Here is a 23332-nt window from a genome sequence, read left to right as displayed (position 1 = left end):
TATTTTATTCATTGTCTGTATATTTGAATTGCATGAAAAGACATTTACTAATCCTGTTGGTAGTCAGCATCATTGCTCCATTTGCGGCCAACGCCCAATTTGAGAAACTGAAAGATTCCGTAGTACAGTTGTACGGGATTGTGATGACGGCTGACAGTCTGAGGGGTATTCCTTCGGTGAGTATCGTAATTAAAGGTCAGAACCGCGGTACAGTGAGTAACGAACAGGGTGTATTCTCCATTGTAGTAATGAAAGGAGACGTGATCGAGTTCACTTCGATCGGTTACAAGCCAAAACTGGCTGAAATTCCCAGAAATATCGAAGGCAATCAGTACAGCATGATCCAGTTGCTGGTGCAGGATGCTGAACACCTGCCTGCCACCATCATCAAACCCCGCCCTACGCGGGAGGAGTTTGAGCGCGACTTCGTAAATATTCAGGTTCCGGCTGATGCCCTTGAGATAGCCCGTCAGAATAATGATGAATCCAAACGCCGCATTCTGGCCCGCACCCTTCCTACCGACGGACGGGAAGCCAGTGGCATGATGCTCCGCAACAATGCCAGCCGTTACTACTATTACGGACAGGCGCCTCCCCAGAATATCTTCAATCCTTTCGCCTGGGCCGAGTTCGTAAATGCCTGGAAAAGGGGTGATTTCAAAAACAAATAACTGTTAGTTTTTTGGCTACATTTGCCCCGCCTGAACTTTTCAGGTGATTAAAAAATAATGTATGTCAGTACAACAGGTAGCCGTCATAGGCGCAGGCACTATGGGCAACGGCATTGCACACGTATTTGCACAAAGCGGATTTAAAGTGAACCTGGTAGATGTAAACCAGGCACAGCTGGAGAAAGCCATCACCACAATCACCAAAAACTTTGATCGTCAGATTGCAAAAGGCGGCGCTACCGAGGAGCAGAAAAAAGAAGCGCTCGGCAGGATCACCACCTTCAATTCCATTGAAGAAGGAGTTCGCACTGCTGAACTGATTGTTGAAGCCGCAACAGAAAATACAGAACTGAAACTGAAGATCTTCAAACAGATCGACGAAGCTTCCAATCCCAACGCAGTGCTGGCTACCAATACATCTTCCATTTCCATCACTAAGATTGCCGCCGTTACCAAACGCCCCAATAAAGTGATCGGCATGCACTTCATGAATCCTGTACCGGTAATGAAACTGGTAGAGATCATCAATGGATATGCTACCGATAAAGAAGTGACCGACCTCATTGTTGCCCTCAGCAAGCAACTGGGTAAAGTGCCTTGTGTGGTGAACGATTATCCCGGTTTCATCGCCAACCGCATTCTGATGCCGATGATCAACGAAGCTATTTACAGCCTGTACGAAGGTGTGGCTGATGTTGAAGCCATCGATACCGTGATGAAGCTCGGCATGGCCCATCCCATGGGACCATTGCAGCTGGCGGATTTCATCGGACTCGATGTTTGTTACTCTATCCTCAACGTATTGCACGATGGATTCGGCAATCCGAAATATGCTCCATGCCCACTGCTCACCAATATGGTTACTGCAGGTTACCTCGGCGTAAAAAGCGGCGAAGGGTTTTACAAATACACTGCGGGCAGCAAGGATCTGGTAGTTAGTTCAAGATTCAGCAAATAAAACCATACTATATTGCATGGCTGAACAGAAGCAGACTCAACCTGCCTCCGGCGCCAACCACAGAAATCTTCTGCAAAGAAACGAAGCCAGTAATAATAATAGCAAGCAAAGCACCGATCCGGTGTCTTAAATAATCCTCAGGCTGATTCAGCCGCAAACGGGTGTTCCAAATGTTAAAAATGGAACACCCGTTCTTTTTTGCTTGCTCATGTTAGAAAACCTTCTTTACTTTGAATTGCAAAGTACTTTTAAAAAAGAGAAAATCGGTTTTTCTTTCATCAAACAGAAGGTCATGAGCAATCAACAATTTTCCATTGCTGCCAGACTGCGCAGTTTCGGTTATGCCATCAGCGGGCTGCGGGCGCTGTTGCAGAAAGAGCATAATTCCTGGCTGCATTTGGTGGCCAGCCTGGCTGCCATCGGCGCAGGGATGTTCTTTCAGGTGAGCCGTACAGAATGGATCGCACTTGTTTTTTGCATCGGTATCGTCTGGATGGCGGAGCTGTTCAACACCTGCATCGAACGCACGATGGACTTCATATCCAAAGAAAGACTTCCTCAAATAAAAGTGATCAAAGACCTCGGCGCTGCCGCCGTACTGGTAGCAGCCATCACTGCGCTCGTTGCGGGCGCTATCATTTTCATTCCTAAAATACTGGCAATATTATGAGTGTTATACAATCTGGCCTGAATGTAAAAAGGCATGCTTTAGTGGCAAGAGAATATGAAAAAACACTGGTTGTTTCAATACTTTTCAGCATCGCACTGATTCTGGCGAGAGTGGGTTATACAGGCAAGATCTACTCACTCTTCATGATCTGGAATTTATTTCTTGGAAGTCTCCCCTACCTCATCACGCGTACCATGAGCAGAGAGCCGAAATGGGCAGCATCCAGGTTGAATTTTGTGATCGCGTTCCTGCTCTGGATTTTCTGGGTGCCCAACTCATTTTACATTATCACCGATCTTTTTCATTTGCATCAGAACCCCGATGTGCCGCACTGGTACGATCTTGCATTGTATATGAGCTGCGCCTGGAATGGCCTGCTGATGGGGCTTCTGTCCGTTCGCCAGATGGAGAAATGTTGGATGGTTCGTTTTCCGAAAGTGAAGGATTGGTGGTTTATCGCGCCCGTGATGTTCCTCAATGCATGGGGCGTGTATATCGGAAGGTTCCTGCGATTCAATACATGGGATCTGGTATCCAATCCTTTTCAGTTGCTGGCAGATATTTTTCCGATGCTGCTGCATCCGATGGAAAACAAATATGCGTGGGGAATGGTGCTTTGCTTTTCTGTTATGATGACGCTGATGTATGTAACACTGAAGCAGCTGAGCAGAGCGATCCGTTGATCAGGCATCCTTCTTTATCTCAACTCCGCGGATATCTCCGAATCTGTACAAAGCCTCATCCAGTCTGGCTTTGGGGATACCGATAACAATGCGGCAGAACAGCATCGCTTCCTGCTCTATCACTGTGCAGTTGGTTTGCTTCACTATCATCATTACATCATTCATCATGGTATAATCGAATGTGAGCGTGTAATTGGCTTCGATGGCTTTCTGAATGGCGGGCGTTACCTGCAGCACCATGCTCGCGGTGCTTTTGTAGGCGTTGATCAATCCGGGCACGCCGAGCAGTGTGCCACCATAATAACGCACCACAACAATGAGGGTATCGGTGAGCATTTTGCTGTCTATCTGGCCGAGGATAGGCTTGCCGGCGGTGCCGGATGGCTCGCCATCGTCGCTCACACGATAAACGTTCTTATCTGTACCCAGGCGGTAAGCAAAGCAGTGATGCGTAGCTTTCGGATGTTCTTTCTTTACTTCTTCGAGCCTTTTCTTGAAGTCGTCTACACTCGATATCGGAAACGCATATCCGATAAACTTGCTGCCACGGTCTTTGAATTCCGCGATGCCTGATTTCTCGATGGTACTATAGAAGTCCTGTTCAATCATTGTTGTCATAATGTAGCCACCGGTCTGCTGAAGACCTGAATAATGTCTGTTTGAATTTGTTCGGTTTGCACCATGGTTGCCTGCGCCAGTTGCGGTGCCGGAAGTCCGGTCCCTGCTGTGAGCGCGGTATTGGTGATCACGCGCGCTTCATCCCATAATCCTGCATCTATGAAAGACTGCAGCAGTACGGCTCCGCCTTCTACCAGTACGCTGTTCAGCCTGAGCTTATAGAGCGCCTGCAGCAATTGCGGAACCAGTTTCTTTCTGCGTTCCACTTCGTAAAAGAAAATGTTTTCTTCTTCGCCGTGCTTCAAGGCATTGAACACGATGGTGCGTGCATTGCCATTGAAGAGTTTGAGTGAGGAAGGCAGTCGAAGATCGAGATCCACCACCAGTTTTACGGGATCGGTGCCCTGCCAGTAGCGGGTATTGAGCTGCGGATCATCCTGCATGGCAGTGTTGGTGCCGACAAGGATACTTGCTTCTTCCGATCTCCATTGATGTACAAAACGGTTGGTGAGGGCATTGCTGATCAGCAGCCGTTCACCGGGAATACCGGCGATATATCCATCCGCCGTTTGTGCCCACTTGAGTGTCACATAAGGCCTCCAGGCCGTATGGTACGTGAAAAATCTTTTATTGAGCGCTTTAGCGGCTTCTTCGCAAACACCTATAATTACATCGATGCCGGCTGCACGCAGTTTTTCGATGCCTTTGCCATCTACTTCAGGAAACGGATCACGGCATCCCACCACTACTTTCGGAATCTTATGGCGGATGATCAGATCCGCGCAGGGCGGCGTTTTGCCGTGATGTGCGCAGGGCTCCAGCGAAACATAGATCACACTCTCACCGATCAGATGCTGATCTTCCGATGCCACACTGTTGATGCAATTCACCTCTGCATGCGCTTCGCCATACTTCATATGATATCCTTCTCCGATGATGCGTCCATTATGCACCAGCACCGCACCCACCATAGGATTGGGCGCAACATGCCCTGCTCCCAGAACAGCCAGTTCGAGGCAGCGCTGCATGAAAATTTCATGCACCTGATGGGATGATGGATAATAACTCATTTAGAAAATATAGAAGGAATGAAGGCTTGCGCGCAGCAAATATAACGCATTCCACGGTTATGGCAGGCCGGAAGCCGCCGGGCCCTTATCTTTGCCGCATGACCCTCCGGGAAGCCAAACAATTTCTGATGGCAGAACTGAGCGCAGTGTACGACACGCGCGAAGCCGCAAACATTACAGACTGGGTGCTGGAAAGCCTTACCAGCCTCAGCCGCGTGGATCGGATTGTGAAAACAGAAAACCTGTTAAGTCCAGCACAGATCGAAACACTGAAGCATTACAATTCCGAGCTCATTCGACATCGCCCTGTTCAGTATGTGCTGCACGAAAGCTGGTTCCATGGCTTACGGTTCTATGTAAACGAGCACGTACTCATCCCCCGCCCCGAAACAGAAGAACTGGTGAATCTGATCATCGAAGACCATAGCAATGCAGCATCTGCGCTTCGCATCATCGATATCGGAACGGGTAGCGGCTGCATTCCCATTTCACTCAAACACAATCTTCCTCAGGCAACAATTTATGCCTGCGATGTGAGCGCCGGCGCATTGGAAGTAGCTGGCAAGAATGCAAAAGATTTGGGAACAGCAATTCAATTCATTCAGCAGGATATTTTAGACGCTACATTATGGCAGCAACTGCCGGAGGTTGATATCATCGTAAGCAATCCTCCATACATTCCGGAAAGCGATCAGTCCTCCATGCACACCAATGTGCTGGAATACGAACCACATCTCGCACTCTTCGTCAGCAACGAGGATCCGCTTACTTTCTATCGCGCCATTGCCGAGCTTGCGCAAACAAAACTCGCCCGCAGCGGAACTGTATACGCAGAGATCCATGAAGACCTGGGGCCCGCCACCATGCAGCTTTTCAGCCAATATGGATTTGCTCAGACCCAACTAATACGCGATATGCAGGGGAAAGACAGAATGATCAAAGCATCCGGGCTTACTTCACGTTAGCCACCACTTTAGCACCGGCATTCTTTGAGATGCGCATGATGCGGAACACTTCGCCGTAATAAGAAATAGTATCTGCATTGATCACCACCACCGGTGTATCGATGCTCAATTTGAATTTATGGATCTCCGCTTTGAGCATGGTGTCGATCATCGTCTGATCGATCATCTTTGTACCCAGATAGAACTTCTGATCCTTGTCGATGGAAATAGTGATATGCTGTTTCGCCTTCGTGTCTTTGGTGCCCTTGGGATTGTTCACCTTCACGATATTGGGATTGGCGATGGTAGAAACGATCAGGAAGAAGAACAGGAGAATAAACAGGATGTCGTTCAACGCACCTGCATGCAGCTCCTGATGTGATCGCAATCTTCTTCTTAAATTCATGAGATGATGTTTTTCAGTGTGGATGCCTGCTTATCGCGTAGGCTCCTGTAAAATATCGATGAACTCTGCGCTGGCGGCTTCCATCCTGTTCACATTCTTGTCGATCTGTGCATTCAGGAAATTATAGCCCACATAAGCCAGCAGACCAATGATCAGACCGGAAGCCGATGTGATCATCTTGGTGTAGATACCACCCGCAATCTGTGCAGGCGTAAAATCACCGGAGGCATTGATATTGTAGAACAACTGCAACATTCCAAATATAGTTCCAAGGAAGCCGAACATCGGCGCAATGCCATACACCAGAGAGAGAACGGAGAGATTCTTCTCCATCTTGTACACTTCGAGCTTTCCTACATTCTCCATGCTTTTTTCGATGGCATCGATGGGTTTGCCGATACGCTGCAATCCTTTATCGATCATTCTTGCAACAGGATTGGGTGTGTTCTTTGCGAGGGAGCGGGCCGCCTGCACATTTCCGCTGAGGATATTGTCGCGGATGATATTCATGAAATTAGGATCGATATTGCTTGCTTTGCGGATAGCTATCAATCTTTCAAAGAAGAAGAAAACAGCCAGTACAAGCAACAGTGCCAGGGGGATCATCAGCGCTCCACCCTTTGTAAGCAGATCCATTATGTTCATTGAATGTTCAGCGTTAGCCGTAGCACCAACCACCTTGTTGAGGGTATCAGATGCTGCTCCAATCTGTAAGAAGAACCAATTCATCCAGTTTGATTTAGCTGTAAATGTAATCAAATGCGTGCCTAAAACGCTTGCACCTGTTTATATATTTCTTAAAAGTTTGTTATGATCACTTGTCGTTAACGGGTTTCATCTGCAACATGCCCATGATCTGCCCCATTGTTTTTTGCATGCCTTCACTGCTTCCGTCGAGGAAGATCACATTGCCTTTTCCTACTTCTGCAAAATTTTTGATGGCTTCCGTCCACATGCTGAAGAGGATCACATTGGTATCGAGATTGGCCTGTTTCATTTGCTCTGCTGCCTGGCTCATACCCTTGGCCACTTCTTCGCGGAACAATGCCACACCCTGTCCACGCAGCTGTGCTGCCTGACGCTCCGCTTCTGCTGCGATCTTGATGGCATTACCTTCCGCTTCTGCGAATTTGGTTTTGGTGATCAGCAATGCCTGTCCTTCATTTTCGGCTGCTGCTTTAAGGTTATTGCTGGCCACCACTTTGCTCATACTGTCCATGATGGCTTTATCGAATGTAATGTCGTTGATCTGAAGATCGAGCAGATGGTATCCCCAGTCTTCGAGCAGATGATCGATCTGCTCTTTCACGTATTCCACTATTTCTTTGCGGAGACCCAGAATTTCTGCCTGTCGCTTCGTGGCCACGAACGAACGGATGGTCCCTTCGATGGTACGCGTGAGCGCCTGCATCAGATCGCGCTCGCTGAGGAATTTGAAGGCAACTTTTTTGATGGTCTCTTCATCTGCATTCTGCACAGCATACAGCAACATGCTTTTGAAGTATACATTGGCCTGATCTGCAGTCACTGCCTGGAATTCCATTTCTACAGACCGGTTCTGGATACTCACTTTGCGGCTGATCTGCTCAAAGAACGGGATCAGCAGATTCAGACCCGGCCTGATCACACGACGGTATTTTCCGAACATGGTAACCACTCCGATAAAGCCCTGATTGATGGTTTTGAGCCCTGCAAAAACAAGCAGAACAATTACTATCACCCACCAGTAGCTGGACAAAAGCTGTTGCATAAACAAATAATTTGCACCAAAATACATTTTTTTGATCAGAGAAAAGAGTGCGTGGGTATCTTTGGGATAATCAGTCGGCTATGGAAAATCGGTATGATCTTATAATTGTAGGAGGCGGCCCCATCGGCCTTGCCTGTGCACTCGAAGCAGCCAAAGCAAAGCTCAGTTACTGCATTCTCGAAAAGGGATGCCTGGTGAATTCGCTGTACCACTACCCCAGTAACATGACCTTCTTCTCCACTTCCGAAAAGATCGAGATTGGCGGTATTCCCTTCGTTTCCAACAATGTGAAACCTACCCGGCCCGAAGCATTGGAATATTACCGCCGGGTGGCCACTTCCAATGAAGTGAATATCCGGTTGCAGGAACGCGTAACGGGCATCCTCCGCACAGACGCCGGTTATACTGTAACAAGCAGCCGACAGCAATACCTATCCACCTACATCATAATTGCTACCGGGTTCTATGACATACCCGTATTGATGAATGTGCCCGGAGAAGATCTCCCCAAAGTAACACACTACTACAAAGACCCGCATTTCTACGCCATGCAGCGCGTAGTGGTGGTGGGCGCAAATAACTCGGCTGTGGATGCCGCACTCGAAACTTACCGCAAAGGTGCGCAGGTAACCATGATCGTTAGAGACAATTCCATCGGCAAACGTGTGAAATACTGGGTGAAACCCGATATCGAAAACCGCATCAAAGAAGGCAGTGTAGATGCATTCTTCAATTCATCGCTTAGTGCCATCAGAGAAAACGAAGTGGATATTCAAACACCCGATGGAACAGTAACCATCCCCAACGATTATGTGATCGCTATGACGGGCTACCAGCCCGACTTTCGCTTCCTCACCGATATTGGCATACAGTTGTCGGATGATGAAACAAGACAACCCGTCTATGATCCCAACACCATGGAAAGCAATCTGCCGGGAATCTATCTCGCAGGTGTTGTTTGCGGAGGGATGAATACGCACGTGTGGTTCATCGAGAACTCTCGCATACATGCGGGCATGATCATCGACGCCATTCTCCGCCGTTAGGCTTTCTCTTCCCAGATTGCTGCAAGATGCACAATCGTTTCCACTGCTTTCTGCATATCCTGCACACTCACATACTCATGTTTTTCGTGAAAGGCCATCTCACCGGTGAATAGATTCGGGCAAGGCAGTCCCATGAAACTCAGTCTCGATCCGTCGGTGCCGCCTCGTGCGCTCGATGCAATCACTTCCATTCCTGCACGTGCGATGGCAAGTTTCGCAAACTCCGCCACCTGCGGATGCTGATCCAGCACTTCTTTCATGTTCCGGTATTGCTCTTTCACGTTCATGGCAAAGCTGGCTCCGGGGAATTTCTTAATGGTCATTTCTGCTTTATCCTGCAAATATTCTGCATAAGCAGCGAGCTTGCCTGTATTGAAATCGCGGAGAATGAATTCTACATTCACTTTTTCGCCGATGCCTTCGATATGTACCGGATGAACAAATCCATAACGGCCATCGGTTGTTTCGGGAGAGAGTTCGTCGTTGGGCAGCGAATCGATAAATGCAGAGGCCACTTTAATGGCATTCACCAGTTTGTCTTTTCCGTAACCGGGGTGAGCGCTCACGCCATGAAAAGTGAAAGTGGCTGCGTCTGCCGAAAAGGTTTCATCTTCAATTACGCCGCGCTCGCCAGCATCGAGCGTGTAGCCGAACTGAGCGCCGAGTTGCTGCATATTTACGTTGTCTACACCACGTCCGATTTCTTCGTCTGTTGTAAAGAGAATGCGGATGGCACCATGTTTCACTTCGGGATGAGTGATGAGGTAATTGGCCATATCCATGATGATGGCTACGCCTGCCTTATCATCAGCACCCAGCAAAGTGGTGCCGCTTGCGGTAATGATATCATCGCCGATACGCTGGCGCAGGTAAGGATGTTCTTCAACGGTGATCACCTGTGTGGGATCGTCGGGCAGCACAATAGCAGCACCGGTATAATTTTCATGTACGATAGGTTTTACATTCGCTCCCGTGCAATCCGGCGCTGTATCTACGTGAGAGCAGAAACAGATCACCGGCACATTCTTCTCAGTATTGGAAGGAATGGTGGCGTACACATATCCGTACTGATCAACTGCTGCATCTGCGATGCCCATCGCCACCAATTCCTTTGCCAGCAGGCGACTCAGCGTAAACTGCTTATCTGTGGATGGCGATGTTTTCGAATGCGGATCACTCTGCGTATCGATGGTTACATATTGCAGGAATTTTTCCTTAACGGTAAATGCATACTTATCGAACATGGAATTGTATTTTTGGCAAGATATATTAAAACCAACAGATGAAGGAACCATTACCTGCAATCAGGAACGGATGGATACGAATCCTGCTCTTTATTCTTGCCTATGTGATCTGTTTTACGGTGATCGGAACGGTATTAGGCATGATGATGGTGACCAGACAAATACAGGTTTCGCCCGAAACCATGAGCAGCATCACCATGAAAATATTAGTGCTGAATGCGCTCGTAAGCCTGCTGCTGGTATCGCTTTTCAGAATATTGCTCGATAAGAAGTCCGTGCCTTCACTCGGACTGATCCCCATTACCAAAGATGCATTGCTGGGTTTGATGCTGGCCATCGCCATCATGGGCATCGGCACACTCATTCTCTTTGCCAGCGGAAACCTGCTATGGACAGACTGGGCCTTCGATGCGGGCAACTTTTTTCTGCTGTTTGGATTTATGCTGCTCGTAGCCTTCGGAGAAGAGATGGTGTACAGAGGCTATATTCTCAATAACCTGCTCACCGTTACCAACCAATGGGCGGCGCTTGCCATCAGTGCCCTGCTCTTTGCCGTGATGCATGCAAGCAATGCAGGCATCAATGTGATTGCCATATTCAATCTCTTCATCGCCGGTGTTTTACTCGGACTGAATTATATCTACACTAAAAATCTCTGGTTCTCCATTGCCTTCCATTTCGGATGGAATTTCATTCAGGGACCGGTACTCGGTTACGAAGTAAGCGGGCTCGATATCAACAATGTGCTGCAACCGGAACTGCACGGTAATCCGTTGCTCACGGGAGGCAGTTTCGGGTTCGAGGGGTCCATACTGTTCACTGTATTGTCGCTGGTTTCCATCATGATATTGTACCTCGCCTTTGAAAAAAGAAAGGCTGCGGACAACACCTAAAAAACCCCTGCAGCTCAGGGCACTACAGGGGCGATCCATCTAACCGTTAATGAAATTATTTATCGTCACTTTTTCTTTGGGGTAGCGCGTTTCACCGGTTTTGCTTTGGCGGCTTCAGCAGCTTTTGCGGCGGCACGTTCGGCTTCGGCGATCTTTGCTGCTTCTTCATCTTCATACACTACTCTGTATTCCGGAATGGCCAGTGTGCCGAATACATCCGGGAAAATGTAGATGATATTCTTTTCGGAGTTTTGTCCGGCATCCACAAATTTCCAGGTATCGCCATCATCTTTCGATTGGCCAACGAGGTAGGAATAGATCCTTGCCCTTCGGTTGTCGATTTGTGTGAACCTGATTTTTTCCAGTACGCACTGCCATTCATCTGTTCCCTTGTTCATGAGGGTGATCATCGATGTCTGCTCTGGTTTGTCAACGTCCTTGTCGGGTGCATTGTGGAAATAGAGCATCTTGAAATGTGAAGTGTAGGCATCTTTCCCTCCGTAATATTTGATGGCGCTGTACATGGTAAGGTCCGAAAAGGCCTGCCATCCCTCATAAAAATAGGAGCGGCACATGCTGTCGGCATAAAATTTAGCTCTTTGGGAAATAGCGGCTGTGTCCTGAGAGAAGGAAGTGAAACACATGAGGCATACGCACAGAGTGAGGCCAAGCTGTTTAGAGGCTTTCATAGGGATTGTTATTCTTTGCTGCCAAACTATAAAAAATCCCGGTATTGTACAATACCGGGATTCTACTATGTTTTTTGCAGCTTTTCCGCCGTAGATCTGCCAATTAAGGCATGATGATGCGGCTGGGGCTGTCGATTGCTACGAGTTCGATATCGAAGATCAGATCCTGACCTGCGAGCGGATGGTTGGCATCGAGTGTAACTGTTTCGGCGCTAACTGCTGTGATCACTACAGGGATCATTTGTCCGGCTCCGTTAGTCATGTTCAGGTTCATGCCAATTTCGGGTTTCATATCCGGAGGGAAATTTGCAATCGGGAATTCAACGATCATTCCCTGATCTTTTGGACCATAAGCCTGTTCAACCGGAATATTGATCGTTTTCTTCTCACCAAGTCCCATGCCTTCAATACCCTGATCGAAACCGGCGATCACTGAACCGCTTCCCAACTGGAATTCCAATGGCTCTCTGCCTTCTGAAGAATCGAAGGTAGTACCATCGGTTAAGCGACCATGATAATGCACTTTCACTGTATCGCCGTTCTTAGCTTGTTGCATATTGTAGTTTTTTTAGGTATGCTACAAAGTAACAGGAATAATTGGTCCCCGCCAAAACTGAATTCGGGCCTCACGCAGCCTTTCAATTGCATGTACAGCGCCGGTTTGTACCTATATTTGGGCATTGAAATGAAAATGAAATCAATGCAGAAAACAGTGGTGATTTTACTGATGGCGATGACGGCCGCAACCGGCAGTTTTGCCCGGCAGAACCAGTACAGAAAAATCAAAAGCGCAGCGGAACAAATCCGTGATATTCATCCGGCTGCAGACCGGTCCGACCTTTACCTGCCTCTCCTGAAAGGCAAGCGTATTGCAGTTTTTGCCAATCATACTTCCACCATAGGCACACAGAATCTGGTAGATTCGCTCCACAAACTGGGCGTTGATATCAAAGTGGTTTTCGGTCCCGAACATGGTTTCCGTGGCACAGCAGATGCCGGCGAAAAAGTAGGCAACTATACCGATGCTGCTACCGGCATCCCCGTAGTATCACTCTATGGCAGCAAACGCAGACCTTCCAAAGAAGATCTGCGCGGCGTGGATCTCATGCTCTTCGATATTCAGGATGTGGGCACAAGGTTCTACACCTATATTTCTTCGCTGGAAGAATACATGGCCGCAGCATTTGAAAACAAAATTCCACTGATCATACTCGACAGACCCAATCCCAACGGATTCTATGTGGATGGCCCTGTACTCGATACAACCTATCGCAGTTTCGTAGGCATGCAACGCGTGCCCATCGTTTATGGCATGACCATCGGTGAATATGCCAGAATGGTAGCCGGAGAAAAATGGATCAAAGAAGCCAGCGTCCGCGGTGGTGTGGTAACAGAGATACTCGATACATGGCATGATCTGGGAATGATCACCAAAAAAGCAACGCCATACCGCATGATCATCGTGCCCTGCAACGGTTATGATCATTCAAAAAAATATGTGCTTCCCGTAAAACCCTCTCCCAACCTGCCGGATATTCAAAGTATCTACTGCTACCCCAGTACCTGTTTCTTCGAAGGCACAGTGTTAAGCGAAGGCCGTGGCACGCCAAAACCTTTTCAGTTATTCGGCCATCCATCATTACCCAATTCTCTGCAAAGCTTTACCCCGCGCGGTGTTCCGGGCGCTACCAATCCCAAGCTGAAAGATCAGCTTTGTTATGGATGGGAGATCAATGGAACTCCCGGAGAAGTACTGCATCAGATCGACGGAAAGATCCAGCTGAAATGGCTGCTCGAAGCATACAAACTGTTTCCAAAAAAAGATTCCTTCTTCCTCACCAATGGAAGCTTCTTCAACAAGCTCGCCGGCAATTCACAATTGCAGCAACAGATAAAAGAAGGAAAAACAGAAGCGGAGATCCGCGCCAGCTGGGAACCCGCACTGAGCCGTTTCAAAACCATCAGAAAAAAATATTTGATATACGCCGATTTCTAAACCGGTACACAACAAATTGCTATGCAAAAATCATTTGAGGAGTTAAGAATCGTTTTCATGGGAACACCTGAATTTGCAGTGGCATCGCTGGATGCACTGATTCAGGCAGGAGCCAATATCGTTGGAGTTGTTACAGCGCCTGACAAGCCCGCAGGCCGCGGCATGAAACTCACGGAGAGTGCCGTAAAAAAATACGCAGCCGAACGCGGACTCAATCTGCTGCAACCCGAAAAATTACGCGATCCGCAGTTTCTCGAAGCATTGCAAAAATTGCAGGCAGATCTGCAGATCGTAGTGGCTTTCCGAATGCTGCCGGAAGTTGTATGGAACATGCCGCCCATGGGCACGTTGAATGTACACGGATCATTGCTGCCGCATTATCGCGGTGCAGCGCCCATCAACTGGGCTGTGATCAACGGAGAAAAATATACCGGCGTTACTACTTTTCAATTGCAGCACGCCATCGATACAGGCAATATTCTTTTGCAGGAAAAGTTCGCCATCGGAGATAATGATACCGCAGGTGATGTACATGATACCATGAAAAATATCGGAGCAGATCTGTTGGTTCGTACCGTTCAGCAACTGGCCGAAGGCAGCATCAAACCAATACCTCAGCAAACTGTTGCCAATGAAGCCGATCTGAAACATGCACCCAAACTCTTTACTGAAACTGCGAAGATCAACTGGGAAATGAAAACAGATCAGGTATTCGATCTCATCAGAGGATTATCGCCCTACCCCAGCGCTTTCACGCATCTGCAGGATAAGACCCTCAAGATCTTCCGCGCCAGCAAAGAACATCAGCAACCAGAGTTGCATCCCGGCGCAGTGCTCACCGATCACAAAACTTTTTTGAAGTTTGCAACATCAGATGGCTACATCCATGTGCTGGAACTGCAGCTGGAAGGCAAGAAAAGAATGACTGTTGAAGATTTCCTCCGCGGTTACCGCTTCTGACATTTCAATGGCTGATTACCATTCAGCATTCACATAGAATTTTCCGTTGGTGGCGCCCAGTTCAGATGCTGCGGCGTCGCTGAGACGGAGATTGAGACCTACGTTCTCCTTCATTTCAGGAAGTTGCCCCAATACTTTTGCGTACACTGTTTTATTGGTAGAAGAGAAAGATACTTTTACGATTGTGCCCACCGGCACATTGTTCATCAGCGCGTAGTACTTGCCATCTTTCCATCCGCTGTTGCTGCGGAAGATAGCGGCATTGCCGGCAGTTCCTTTTCCGGAATTGCTGTAACTGCTTCTGAAATAACCGCCTTTGAAATTCGCAGGTGTGTTGTTGGATGGAGCAGGCTCTGTTGTAGCCGGACCAGCAGGTTTCGGTTCTTCCCTCACCGGCTCTTTTACCGGAGTGGGCTCGGTTTTAACCGGATCCGGAGGTCTGGTAACAGGAGGATTTGAAATCACTTCCGGTTCTTTTGCCGGCTCCTTCACAGGATCTTTGGCAGGTTGCTGAGGAGGATCATTCTTCGCAACAGGTTCGCCGGTTACAGGTTTATTGGTAGCCATTGCCACCAGTGGGCTCTGGCCGGTTTTCACTTTCAGGTATCCTACGATCACCTTCATGCCTGCTTTCAGCTGGTCGTTGGTGAGGCCATTCCATTTTTCGAGATTGGCGATAGGTACTTTGTTATGTCCGATGCTGATGCGGTACATCCACTCTTTATCGGCCACTACGTGGTGCAATGGAACCAGCACTTCGTCGGCTGCTTTCGATCCATCCTGAGACAGGTTCATTGCATTCAGAGGAATTTTCAAATGCTGCCCAATCGCCAATGGCTTCTCCAGAGAAGTGCCATTGAAAGGAGCAATATCTTTCGGGCTCTGGTTGTAAATCCTTCCCACACTGTACCAGTTCTCTTTCGCCACCACCGTATGTACCAGGTACAATTGCGGAGTAGCTCCCTGAACAATCAGCGGGTTCTGTGCCTTCAACAACTGAACCAATAAAATACCACAGATAAAAAGAAATCCTCTGATGCTTGTCATAGGTTGCTTATTTCGTAACCGTGCAAATGTAGAATATTATTAATTGTTTCCGCTTTTCAGAATTCGCCAGGATGAAGGATAGTAATTGTTGAGCCTGCCGGGAAGTATCTTAACCCATCCTAAAGGCAGGTTTTCGTATTTCACCAAAGCCCATCCTGCAGGTGCGTCTGGTATGATAACTTGTTCCTTCCTCAAATATTGTAACGCGTCTTCCTTTTTTAACGATACCGCAACAATTGAAGGCTGCAACAGCGTGCTCATGGCCAGTGCATGATCTGGTATCAGCTGTTGCCCTGCCAGTTTTCCTACGGTGATGCCTGCCGAGCGGATGTACAGATGATCTGCAACCACCTGCAATTCCTGTTCCAATAATGCAGGAAATGCCAGTACCTGTTCCTGCTGTTTCCACAGCTGCACAAATGCATCGGGCTTCAGCCAGGGCATGATGGCCGCCGCTTCTGCCTTTGAGGCCTTTTGCAGCTTCGATTTTTTGGAGGGTTTGTAGTGGAACTGATCGCCGTCTTTTTTGCGGAAGCAGGCGAGAAAAAATCCTTCGCCTTTCAACTTATCTGGAAAGAAACGATACCCGAATGCTTTTGCTTCGGAACTTTGTACTGTAACCACTCCCCACGATGGGTCTGTTTGGATCGGCAACGATTCCAGCTCGAAATTTTGCATCAGCCAGTCGAGTATCTGTTCATCTTCTTCTTTGGAATAAGAACAGGTGCTGTAGATGAGTGTGCCGCCTTCTGCGAGTGCGGGATAGTAATCGGCCAGAATCCGCTGCTGGCGCTGACTGCAAAGCTGCACCGCATGCGGGCTCCACTCTCCGATTGCTTCGGGTTCGCGCCTCCAGAGACCACTGCCGCTGCAGGGCGCATCGATCACCAGCACATCGAAGAAATTTTTCAGTCCGCTGAAATCAGCCGGATCATTATTGGTGACTATCACATTCGCTCCTCCCCATTTCACGAGGTTCTCTTCGAGAATCGACGCACGGGTCTTGATCACTTCATTGCTCACCAGCAGGCTGTCTGCCGAGATGAGCGATTGAAGATGTGTGCTCTTGCCTCCGGGTGCGGCGCAGCCGTCGAGCACACGAAGCTTCGAATGCAGATCGAGTGTCTGCTTCATAGCCTGTTCAACAAACATGCTGCTCGCCTCCTGCACGTAGTAAGCGCCTGCATGCAGTAAAGGATCGAATGTAAAGAATGGCCGTTCTGAAAGATAAAATCCGTTGCTGGTCCATGGAATGCTGCCGCTGACGGGCAGACTGATTCTGAAACTTTCCATGCCATCGGCCAGCAGTGCGGCTTTGGCGGGATTGATCCGTACAGAAGTTACCTGTTCACCGGAGCGGTGAATGGCTTCGAATGATTCTTTGTTGAAGCCGGGTACTCCTTCCAGCGATTGCAGCAATGCAACCGGTAATTCCATTTTGCTCCCCATTATAAGTTTTTGATCTCACTGATCAGATCCTGCAACACCTTTTTGGCGTCGCCAAACAACATAGAAGTTTTGGGTTGGAAGAAAAGATCATTTTCAATGCCGGCATATCCGGGTTTCATACTACGCTTGTTCACTATCACATTTTTCGCCAGCTCCACATCGAGTATGGGCATGCCATAGATGGGGGAAGAAGGATCTGTTTTGGCAGCAGGGTTCACCACATCGTTGGCGCCGAGTATCAATACTACATCGGTTGTAGGGAACTCTTCGTTTGCCTGCTCCATTTCTTCGAGTTTATCGTAGCTCACGTCGGCTTCAGCGAGCAGCACGTTCATATGTCCGGGCATGCGGCCAGCCACCGGGTGGATAGCATATTTTACAGTTACGCCTTTGCTTTCGAGCAGTTTCTCCAACTCATGGCAGGCATGCTGGGCCTGGGCTACAGCGAGACCATACCCCGGAACAATCATCACTTTGTTGGCATAGCTCATCAGTACTGCGGCATCGCTGAGTGTGATCTCTTTGTACGCTCCCTGATCTTTGCTTCCGCCACCGCCACCTGCAGTATTCTTTGCGCCGAAAGATCCGATGAGTACGTTCTTCAGCGAACGGTTCATGGCCTTGCACATGAGGATGGTAAGCAATGTACCTGCGGCACCTACGAGGATACCACCTGTGAGCATTACATTATTGTCGTACAGGAAGCCACCGCAGGCTGCGGCCACCCCTGTGAAGGAGTTGAGCAATGAGATCACTACCGGCATATCCGCACCACCGATCGGCATCACGAAGAAGATACCGTACACGATGGCCAGTGCGAATGTGAGGTAGAATAATATCAGTGGCGCAGAGCCAAGTTGTTTCGGAACAATTACGTCGATATTGGGATCGGGCCTGGGTTCTACCGTAGCAACAATCACAATGAGGTAAGCCGATAATGCCAGCACTGCTGTGAACAGCACCAGGTTTACGATATGTTGACCTTTGAAAGAGAAGTCTTTGATCTTGCCGTTGAGTTTGCCCCAGGCGATCATCGACCCGGCAAATGATACCGTTCCGATTACCAGTCCGGCAAAGATGGTGAGCAGTGTTTCGATGGGAACAGGGCGTGTGAGAATGGCATCCTGCACCACTTCTCCTGCTTCGTATGATTGAACGATGGTATCGAGATAACCCATCTTCGCAAAATGTCCGAATTCGATCATGGAGATGAGTGCAGCACAGGCGCCACCCATTCCGTTGAAAAGGCTCACCATTTCCGGCATGGCCGTCATCTTCACTTTTTTGGCGGAGAGTGTTCCGATGATGCCTCCGACCAGTAGTCCGGAGAAGATCCATGCATAGTTGTGGAGCTTGTTGCCATTATCATCACGATACAGAAAGATGGTTCCGATGATGGCGAGGCCCATGCCGAAAGCCGCTACCAGATTGCCTTTGCGGGCAGAAGCCGGATGGCTCAGCATTTTAAGGCCGATAATGAAAGTAACGGATGCTATCAGGTATATGAGCGAAAGTATGTTTATATCGAGCATTGTATTCCGGTTCAGTTTTTACAATCTACTTGGGTGCTTTTTTGTTCTTGAACATTTCCAGCATCCTGTCTGTGACTACAAATCCTCCCACTACGTTGAGGGTTCCGAGCACCACGGCCAGAAAGCCGAGGGCCAGTGCCACGTAGTTATCGGATTCGGCTTTTCCCATTACGATGATGGCCCCGATGATCACCACACCGTGAATGGCATTGGCTCCGCTCATCAGAGGCGTGTGCAGTACGCTGGGAACACGGCCGATCACTTCGATGCCTACAAACACCATCAGTATCACTATGTAGATCATCTGCTGATTGATGGCAATCCAGTTGAATACAGATTCCATATCGAAATGCGTTTATTGGTTAGATTGTTTTACCCTTTCATTCACGATGTTTCCTTCGTGCGTGATGCAGGCACCTTTTACCAGATCATCTTCCCAGTTCAGGTTCAGGGTATTTTCTTTTGTGATGATCAGTTGCAGGAAGTTGAGAATATTTTTTCCGTAGAGCTTGCTGGCATCGGATGGCATGCTGCTTTGCAGGCTGCTGTCGCCAATGATGCGCACGCCGTTGTGCTGCACGGTTTCGTTGTTTTTAGTAACGGGGGTATTGCCTCCGGTGGCTGCTGCCAGATCTACGATCACCGAACCATCGCGCATGGAATTGAGCATGGCTTCGCTGATGAGTATCGGCGCTTTCTTTCCGGGGATCTGTGCCGTGGTGATCACGATATCGGCTTTGGCGATACTGGCCGCGATCCTTTCTTCCTGTTTTTTCTTGTAATCGTCGCTCTGTTCAACGGCATAACCTCCGGCCTTGCTGGCATCGGCGGCTCCTTCCACTTCGATGAATTTGGCGCCAAGGCTCATTACTTCTTCTTTCACTGCAGGGCGTGTATCGAATACTTCCACCACTGCTCCGAGGCGGCGGGCGGTAGCGATGGCCTGAAGGCCCGCTACTCCTGCTCCGAGGATCAGCATTTTGGCCGGTGCGATACTTCCTGCGGCGGTCATGAACATGGGGAAATAACGGCCATAGCTATTCGCAGCCAGCAGCACGGCCTTGTAGCCTGCGATGTTGGCCTGCGAGCTCAGCACATCCATGCTCTGCGCGCGCGTGGTGCGGGGCAGCATATCCAGACTGAAGCTGGTAATGCCTGCTCCGGCCCATTGCTGCATGGTTGAGGCAGCAAACAATGGCTGGAAAACACCGATAATGATTTTGGAAGACGGGATTGAGTCAGTTGGGGGATGGATTGCAAGAAGGATATCAGACTGTTGGATGATCTCCTGCCGGCTCTTTATCTGAGCTCCGGCCTGTGTGTATGCTGCATCCTGGCTGTATGATCTTTCTCCGGCACCCTGTTCCGCGAGTACCGTGATCCCTTTTTTAGTGAGTGTGGCTACCGCTTCGGGCAGCAGGGATACGCGGGTTTCGGATACCGGTTCCTTTAAAATTCCGATCGTCATATTCCTCAGTTATGGGTTCAAGATAGGAAATATTTCGCCTAAAAGCGTATGGTAAAGTGTTGTTTCACTTTGAATTCCTCTCTGAAAAAAACGATGCCGATAAAAAAGAGGTCGATGCTCATTCTTACCTGCGGATGCGCCTTGATGGTTTCCCAGGCAGCTTCCATTTCGCTGCTCCAATGGATATCGTCCAACACAATCATAGAAAAGTTATGTGTATGTGGCAGTATCTGATTGAAGTAGCGCAGCGTTGGCTCTTCGCGGTGATTGCCATCGATGAAGGCCATATCCACAATGGGCATGCTGGCGAGCATTTCTTTGAGTGTATCGTCGAAATTCCCTTCCACCAGTTCGATGAAGGGAAGATTCATTTCGTTGAAGTTGCGGGTGGCTTCCGCAGCAATGGCATTGCTTCCTTCGCCAGTTATTACGTAGGCATGCGGATTGGCCATGGCCATATACGAAGTGGAAATGCCCAGTGATGTGCCCAGCTCCATGATGGTTTCGGGCTGATAATAATTAACCAGCCTGTACAGCAGCTGCGCATATTTGGCGGGCTTGGCCGCATGTTTTGCAATGGAACTGATAGACCTCGTATTGGTTTTGGCAACAGTGGAGCCTGCGCCGAGGTCTTCCACCTCTATCACGGCATCTTCGGCCAGCAACTCTCTGCGGAGCGCCTCCACTTTGTCGTAGGCTGCATAATGCCTGCTATCGTTCAATACATGGGTGATGAATTCGAATACGAAAGGGGAATGTACACCATGCCCTTTTCCATTCAGTGCAGTGAGGTAGTAACGGATAAATTTTTGTGCTTGTTGCCAGCGGGAATACATGCAATATGTAATGAGAATTAAGTCAAATTGTTTTTGGGTCAGAAGAATGTTACATCGGATGGCTGGAACAAGGCAGAATCGGGTAAGGTTTATGATTGTTTGTTCTCATAAGCAAAGGTGGTAACGGATAAAAAGATAAAACGGTTAGTACTAGATTTAAAGGCCGGGTTTCCTGCGCCATATCTGAAAACTGTATGGCCAGGCGTGTTTTTCATCTGCATTGAAATCCTGATGCCATTCCATTTCCCACTGCATTGGGTTTATTTCGGGGAAGAAGGCATCGCCTTCTATAATGGTATGCACCCTGGTGAGTACGATCTTATCTGTAATGGGCAGAGCCTGTTTGAAGATCTCTCCGCCTCCGATCACAAATGCCTCATTGGCATCGGTATCAGCTGCGGCTTTGATGGCTTCTTCCAGACTGGAGGTTACGATTACACCATCTGCTACGGAGAAGCCAGACTGGCGGGTGATTACGATATTCTTTCTCCCAGGCAGTGGCTTACCCAGCGATTCATAGGTTTTTCTTCCCATGATCACCGGCATACCCCAGGTGGTGTTTTTGAAAAACTTCATATCGTTGGGCAAACTCCACAACAACTGATTGTCTTTTCCAATCACATTATTTTCCGAGGCCGCCACGGCGAAAGAGATGGTCATATCCTTGATGCGCGCTTTAAGCCAGCGAAACTACGTATAATTTGATAATTAAACGGCAACGGGTGCCTTAATCCCCGGATGACTATGGTAATTTTCGAGTGTAAAATCTTCAAACCTGAATTCGAACAGATCTTTTACATCGGGGTTCAGCTTCATGGTGGGCAATGGGAACGGCGTTCTGCTCAGTTGCAGCAGTGCCTGTTCGCGGTGATTATTGTAGAGATGCACATCGCCGAATGTATGTACAAAGTCGCCGGGCTCCATATCGCAAACCTGCGCCATCATCATGGTGAGCAGTGCATAGGATGCAGTATTGAAGGGCACTCCGAGGAACACATCGGCCGATCGCTGATACAGCTGGCAGCTCAGTCGGGGCTTTCTTCCCTCTTTTGCCGGCTCAACATAGAATTGAAACAGTGCGTGACATGGCATCAGTGCCATCGAAGGCAGTTCGGCCACATTCCACGCGCTTACGATGATGCGGCGGCTATCCGGATTATTTTTCAGTTGCTTCAGCGCATCGCTGATCTGATCGATGGTTTTTCCATCGGCTCCTTCCCAGCTTCTCCACTGTTTGCCGTAAACCGGACCAAGATCTCCGTCTGCATTGGCCCATTCGTCCCAGATGCTTACGCCGTGATCGTTGAGGTATTTTACATTGGTATCTCCTTTCAGAAACCAGAGCAGTTCGTATACGATGCTCTTGAGGTGCAGCTTCTTGGTGGTTACCATGGGGAAACCTTCACTCAGATCGAAACGCATCTGATAACCAAAATAACTGGTGGTACCGGTGCCGGTACGGTCTGTTTTAGACACGCCTTTATCGAGAATATGGCGCAGGAGATCCAGATATTGTTGCATGGGCGCAAATTAATAAAAAACCCGTACCGGGTAGGTTCAAAGATTTTTTTACCTTTTTTGGGTGATCTTTGTGCCGTAACCGGCACTAAGTATAAAACCCTGGTGTTAAATGGAAACACAAACAGCACCCGAAATGTTGCAGCTTTACCGGGAAACCTTTCCGGCTGTGGCAGCTATGCTGCGCGATCTGGGTGCCGACCCCGAATCCGCGAAAGACCTCTTTCATGATGCCCTGATCATTTATCTGGAAAAACACCATGCAGGAACCCTGCATATCGATCATACTCCGGCAGCTTACCTGAAAGGCATCGCCAGAAATCTGTGGAGAAGGAGCTTCCGCCATCAGCTTCCACTTACTTCACTCGACGAACCTTCTGCAGAAGAATTGTATTACGAAGAAAACCAGCAGGATCAATACCTCATTACCACCTCCCTGCTCCATCTGCTGCAGACCACCGGTAAGAAATGCATGCAACTGCTGCAGGCATTCTACTACGATCAGCAGAATATGGAAGAGATAGCCACACAGTTTCAGTTCTCCTCCAGCCGATCGGCCACCGTACAGAAATTCAAATGCCTCGAAAAGCTCAGGGCCCAACTCAAAAACTCAGTATTGTATGAGGAAGTTGTTGCATGATATGGAGCTTACCGAACAATGGCTCAGCGGAGAGCTGAGTGAAGAAGCCCGGCAGCAGTTCAGCTTCAGGATGCTGACTGAGCCTGCATTCTACGAGAAGGTAACCTTGCAGCAATGCAGCTACCGGGTGATCCGGTTCATGGCCAGGCAAAAATTAAAAGCCGCCCTCGAAAACATGCATGCCCAACTGATGCAGGAACCTGCATTCAGCAAGCAGATACAGCAAATCTTTTCATAATCCACT

The 23332-nt window shown here is 48.6% G+C and carries 27 protein-coding genes; 11 read left to right on the top strand and 16 right to left on the bottom strand.

Features of this window, described 5'->3' with window-relative positions:
* The first annotated feature begins 32 nt into the window (after positions 1-32).
* The 4 genes from HHL16_RS19995 to HHL16_RS19980 all read left to right on the top strand — a co-directional run bounded on the left by HHL16_RS19995 (position 33) and on the right by HHL16_RS19980 (position 2982).
* Positions 33-671, top strand: coding sequence for a carboxypeptidase-like regulatory domain-containing protein (locus HHL16_RS19995; protein WP_169427110.1), 639 nt, complete (start codon positions 33-35; stop codon positions 669-671).
* Positions 672-732: 61 nt separating this feature from the next.
* Entirely contained in the window at positions 733-1629 is an 897-nt protein-coding gene (locus HHL16_RS19990; RefSeq protein WP_169427109.1) for a 3-hydroxybutyryl-CoA dehydrogenase, read from the top strand.
* A gap of 292 nt (positions 1630-1921) precedes the next feature.
* Positions 1922-2299, top strand: coding sequence for a diacylglycerol kinase family protein (locus HHL16_RS19985; protein ID WP_169427108.1), 378 nt, complete (start codon positions 1922-1924; stop codon positions 2297-2299).
* Positions 2296-2982, top strand: coding sequence for a DUF1361 domain-containing protein (locus tag HHL16_RS19980; protein ID WP_169427107.1), 687 nt, complete (start codon positions 2296-2298; stop codon positions 2980-2982). Before HHL16_RS19985 ends, HHL16_RS19980 begins: the two co-directional genes overlap by 4 nt.
* On the opposite strand, the gene HHL16_RS19975 is transcribed toward HHL16_RS19980, so the two are convergent.
* Entirely contained in the window at positions 2983-3591 is a 609-nt protein-coding gene (locus HHL16_RS19975) for a YigZ family protein (RefSeq protein WP_169427106.1), read from the bottom strand.
* A 5-nt stretch (positions 3592-3596) separates the two neighbouring features.
* A complete protein-coding gene (gene ribD, locus HHL16_RS19970; RefSeq protein ID WP_240966276.1) occupies positions 3597-4670 on the bottom strand; it encodes a bifunctional diaminohydroxyphosphoribosylaminopyrimidine deaminase/5-amino-6-(5-phosphoribosylamino)uracil reductase RibD in 1074 nt (357 codons plus the stop codon).
* 59 nt (positions 4671-4729) lie between these two features.
* Between ribD and prmC the strand changes: the two genes are divergently transcribed.
* Positions 4730-5635, top strand: a complete 906-nt coding sequence (prmC, locus tag HHL16_RS19965) for a peptide chain release factor N(5)-glutamine methyltransferase (RefSeq protein ID WP_240966275.1) — start codon at positions 4730-4732, stop codon at positions 5633-5635.
* Here prmC and HHL16_RS19960 read toward each other — a convergent pair.
* The 3 genes from HHL16_RS19960 to HHL16_RS19950 form a co-directional block, all read right to left on the bottom strand.
* Positions 5622-6020, bottom strand: a complete 399-nt coding sequence (locus tag HHL16_RS19960; protein ID WP_169427105.1) for a biopolymer transporter ExbD — start codon at positions 6018-6020, stop codon at positions 5622-5624. The genes prmC and HHL16_RS19960 overlap by 14 nt on opposite strands.
* A gap of 30 nt (positions 6021-6050) precedes the next feature.
* Positions 6051-6749 carry a MotA/TolQ/ExbB proton channel family protein gene (locus HHL16_RS19955; RefSeq protein WP_169427104.1) on the bottom strand — a complete coding sequence of 233 codons (699 nt, stop codon included), beginning with the start codon at positions 6747-6749 and terminating at the stop codon, positions 6051-6053.
* Between the two features lie 85 nt (positions 6750-6834).
* A complete protein-coding gene (locus HHL16_RS19950; RefSeq protein ID WP_169427103.1) occupies positions 6835-7770 on the bottom strand; it encodes an SPFH domain-containing protein in 936 nt (311 codons plus the stop codon).
* Positions 7771-7850: 80 nt separating this feature from the next.
* Here HHL16_RS19950 and HHL16_RS19945 point away from each other — a divergent pair, with 80 nt between their 5' ends.
* A complete protein-coding gene (locus HHL16_RS19945; RefSeq protein ID WP_169427102.1) occupies positions 7851-8816 on the top strand; it encodes a YpdA family putative bacillithiol disulfide reductase in 966 nt (321 codons plus the stop codon).
* On the opposite strand, the gene pepT is transcribed toward HHL16_RS19945, so the two are convergent.
* Positions 8813-10060 carry a peptidase T gene (gene pepT / locus HHL16_RS19940; protein ID WP_169427101.1) on the bottom strand — a complete coding sequence of 416 codons (1248 nt, stop codon included), beginning with the start codon at positions 10058-10060 and terminating at the stop codon, positions 8813-8815. The two genes, HHL16_RS19945 and pepT, sit on opposite strands and share 4 nt — an antisense overlap.
* Before the next feature lie 38 nt (positions 10061-10098).
* Here pepT and HHL16_RS19935 point away from each other — a divergent pair, with 38 nt between their 5' ends.
* A complete protein-coding gene (locus HHL16_RS19935; protein ID WP_169427100.1) occupies positions 10099-10953 on the top strand; it encodes a type II CAAX endopeptidase family protein in 855 nt (284 codons plus the stop codon).
* Positions 10954-11018: 65 nt separating this feature from the next.
* Here the strand turns inward: HHL16_RS19935 and HHL16_RS19930 are convergent, their stop codons facing one another.
* Both HHL16_RS19930 and HHL16_RS19925 read right to left on the bottom strand, forming a co-directional pair.
* The gene (locus HHL16_RS19930; protein WP_169427099.1) at positions 11019-11642 is read right to left on the bottom strand and encodes a hypothetical protein; all 624 of its coding nucleotides are present in this window, start codon (positions 11640-11642) and stop codon (positions 11019-11021) included.
* Between the two features lie 103 nt (positions 11643-11745).
* A complete protein-coding gene (locus tag HHL16_RS19925; RefSeq protein ID WP_169427098.1) occupies positions 11746-12198 on the bottom strand; it encodes a peptidylprolyl isomerase in 453 nt (150 codons plus the stop codon).
* Between the two features lie 144 nt (positions 12199-12342).
* Here HHL16_RS19925 and HHL16_RS19920 point away from each other — a divergent pair, with 144 nt between their 5' ends.
* Together HHL16_RS19920 and fmt are read left to right on the top strand one after the other, a co-directional pair.
* A complete protein-coding gene (locus HHL16_RS19920) occupies positions 12343-13638 on the top strand; it encodes a DUF1343 domain-containing protein (RefSeq protein WP_240966274.1) in 1296 nt (431 codons plus the stop codon).
* Between the two features lie 21 nt (positions 13639-13659).
* Positions 13660-14598, top strand: coding sequence for a methionyl-tRNA formyltransferase (gene fmt, locus HHL16_RS19915; protein WP_240966273.1), 939 nt, complete (start codon positions 13660-13662; stop codon positions 14596-14598).
* Positions 14599-14613: 15 nt separating this feature from the next.
* On the opposite strand, the gene HHL16_RS19910 is transcribed toward fmt, so the two are convergent.
* The 8 genes from HHL16_RS19910 to HHL16_RS19875 form a co-directional block, all read right to left on the bottom strand.
* On the bottom strand, positions 14614-15645 hold the full coding sequence (locus HHL16_RS19910; protein WP_169427096.1) for a LysM peptidoglycan-binding domain-containing protein: 1032 nt from the start codon (positions 15643-15645) through the stop codon (positions 14614-14616).
* A 39-nt stretch (positions 15646-15684) separates the two neighbouring features.
* Complete coding sequence (locus HHL16_RS19905; protein WP_169427095.1) at positions 15685-17082, bottom strand: RNA methyltransferase; 1398 nt, start codon at positions 17080-17082, stop codon at positions 15685-15687.
* An 11-nt stretch (positions 17083-17093) separates the two neighbouring features.
* Positions 17094-18626 carry an NAD(P)(+) transhydrogenase (Re/Si-specific) subunit beta gene (locus HHL16_RS19900; protein ID WP_169427094.1) on the bottom strand — a complete coding sequence of 511 codons (1533 nt, stop codon included), beginning with the start codon at positions 18624-18626 and terminating at the stop codon, positions 17094-17096.
* Positions 18627-18651: 25 nt separating this feature from the next.
* Positions 18652-18930, bottom strand: coding sequence for an NAD(P) transhydrogenase subunit alpha (locus tag HHL16_RS19895; RefSeq protein ID WP_346766851.1), 279 nt, complete (start codon positions 18928-18930; stop codon positions 18652-18654).
* A 51-nt stretch (positions 18931-18981) separates the two neighbouring features.
* Positions 18982-20094: a Re/Si-specific NAD(P)(+) transhydrogenase subunit alpha gene (locus tag HHL16_RS19890; RefSeq protein ID WP_169427092.1), complete on the bottom strand. Its 1113-nt coding sequence runs from the start codon at positions 20092-20094 to the stop codon at positions 18982-18984.
* A 38-nt stretch (positions 20095-20132) separates the two neighbouring features.
* Positions 20133-20930 carry a class I SAM-dependent methyltransferase gene (locus HHL16_RS19885; RefSeq protein WP_169427091.1) on the bottom strand — a complete coding sequence of 266 codons (798 nt, stop codon included), beginning with the start codon at positions 20928-20930 and terminating at the stop codon, positions 20133-20135.
* A 156-nt stretch (positions 20931-21086) separates the two neighbouring features.
* Positions 21087-21590, bottom strand: a complete 504-nt coding sequence (locus HHL16_RS19880) for a dihydrofolate reductase (RefSeq protein WP_206022502.1) — start codon at positions 21588-21590, stop codon at positions 21087-21089.
* Between the two features lie 48 nt (positions 21591-21638).
* The gene (locus tag HHL16_RS19875; protein ID WP_169427090.1) at positions 21639-22451 is read right to left on the bottom strand and encodes a thymidylate synthase; all 813 of its coding nucleotides are present in this window, start codon (positions 22449-22451) and stop codon (positions 21639-21641) included.
* A 109-nt stretch (positions 22452-22560) separates the two neighbouring features.
* Here HHL16_RS19875 and HHL16_RS19870 point away from each other — a divergent pair, with 109 nt between their 5' ends.
* Together HHL16_RS19870 and HHL16_RS19865 are read left to right on the top strand one after the other, a co-directional pair.
* Positions 22561-23088: a sigma-70 family RNA polymerase sigma factor gene (locus tag HHL16_RS19870; RefSeq protein WP_169427089.1), complete on the top strand. Its 528-nt coding sequence runs from the start codon at positions 22561-22563 to the stop codon at positions 23086-23088.
* Complete coding sequence (locus HHL16_RS19865) at positions 23069-23326, top strand: hypothetical protein (protein WP_169427088.1); 258 nt, start codon at positions 23069-23071, stop codon at positions 23324-23326. The genes HHL16_RS19870 and HHL16_RS19865 overlap by 20 nt, the downstream gene beginning before the upstream one ends.
* The last annotated feature ends 6 nt before the right edge of the window (positions 23327-23332 follow it).

This window comes from Pseudoflavitalea sp. G-6-1-2 (assembly GCF_012927185.1).
Lineage (GTDB): Bacteria > Bacteroidota > Bacteroidia > Chitinophagales > Chitinophagaceae > Pseudobacter.
The sequence above is the reverse complement of the archived record's forward strand: the minus strand, read 5'-3'. Positions and strand labels throughout refer to the sequence as shown.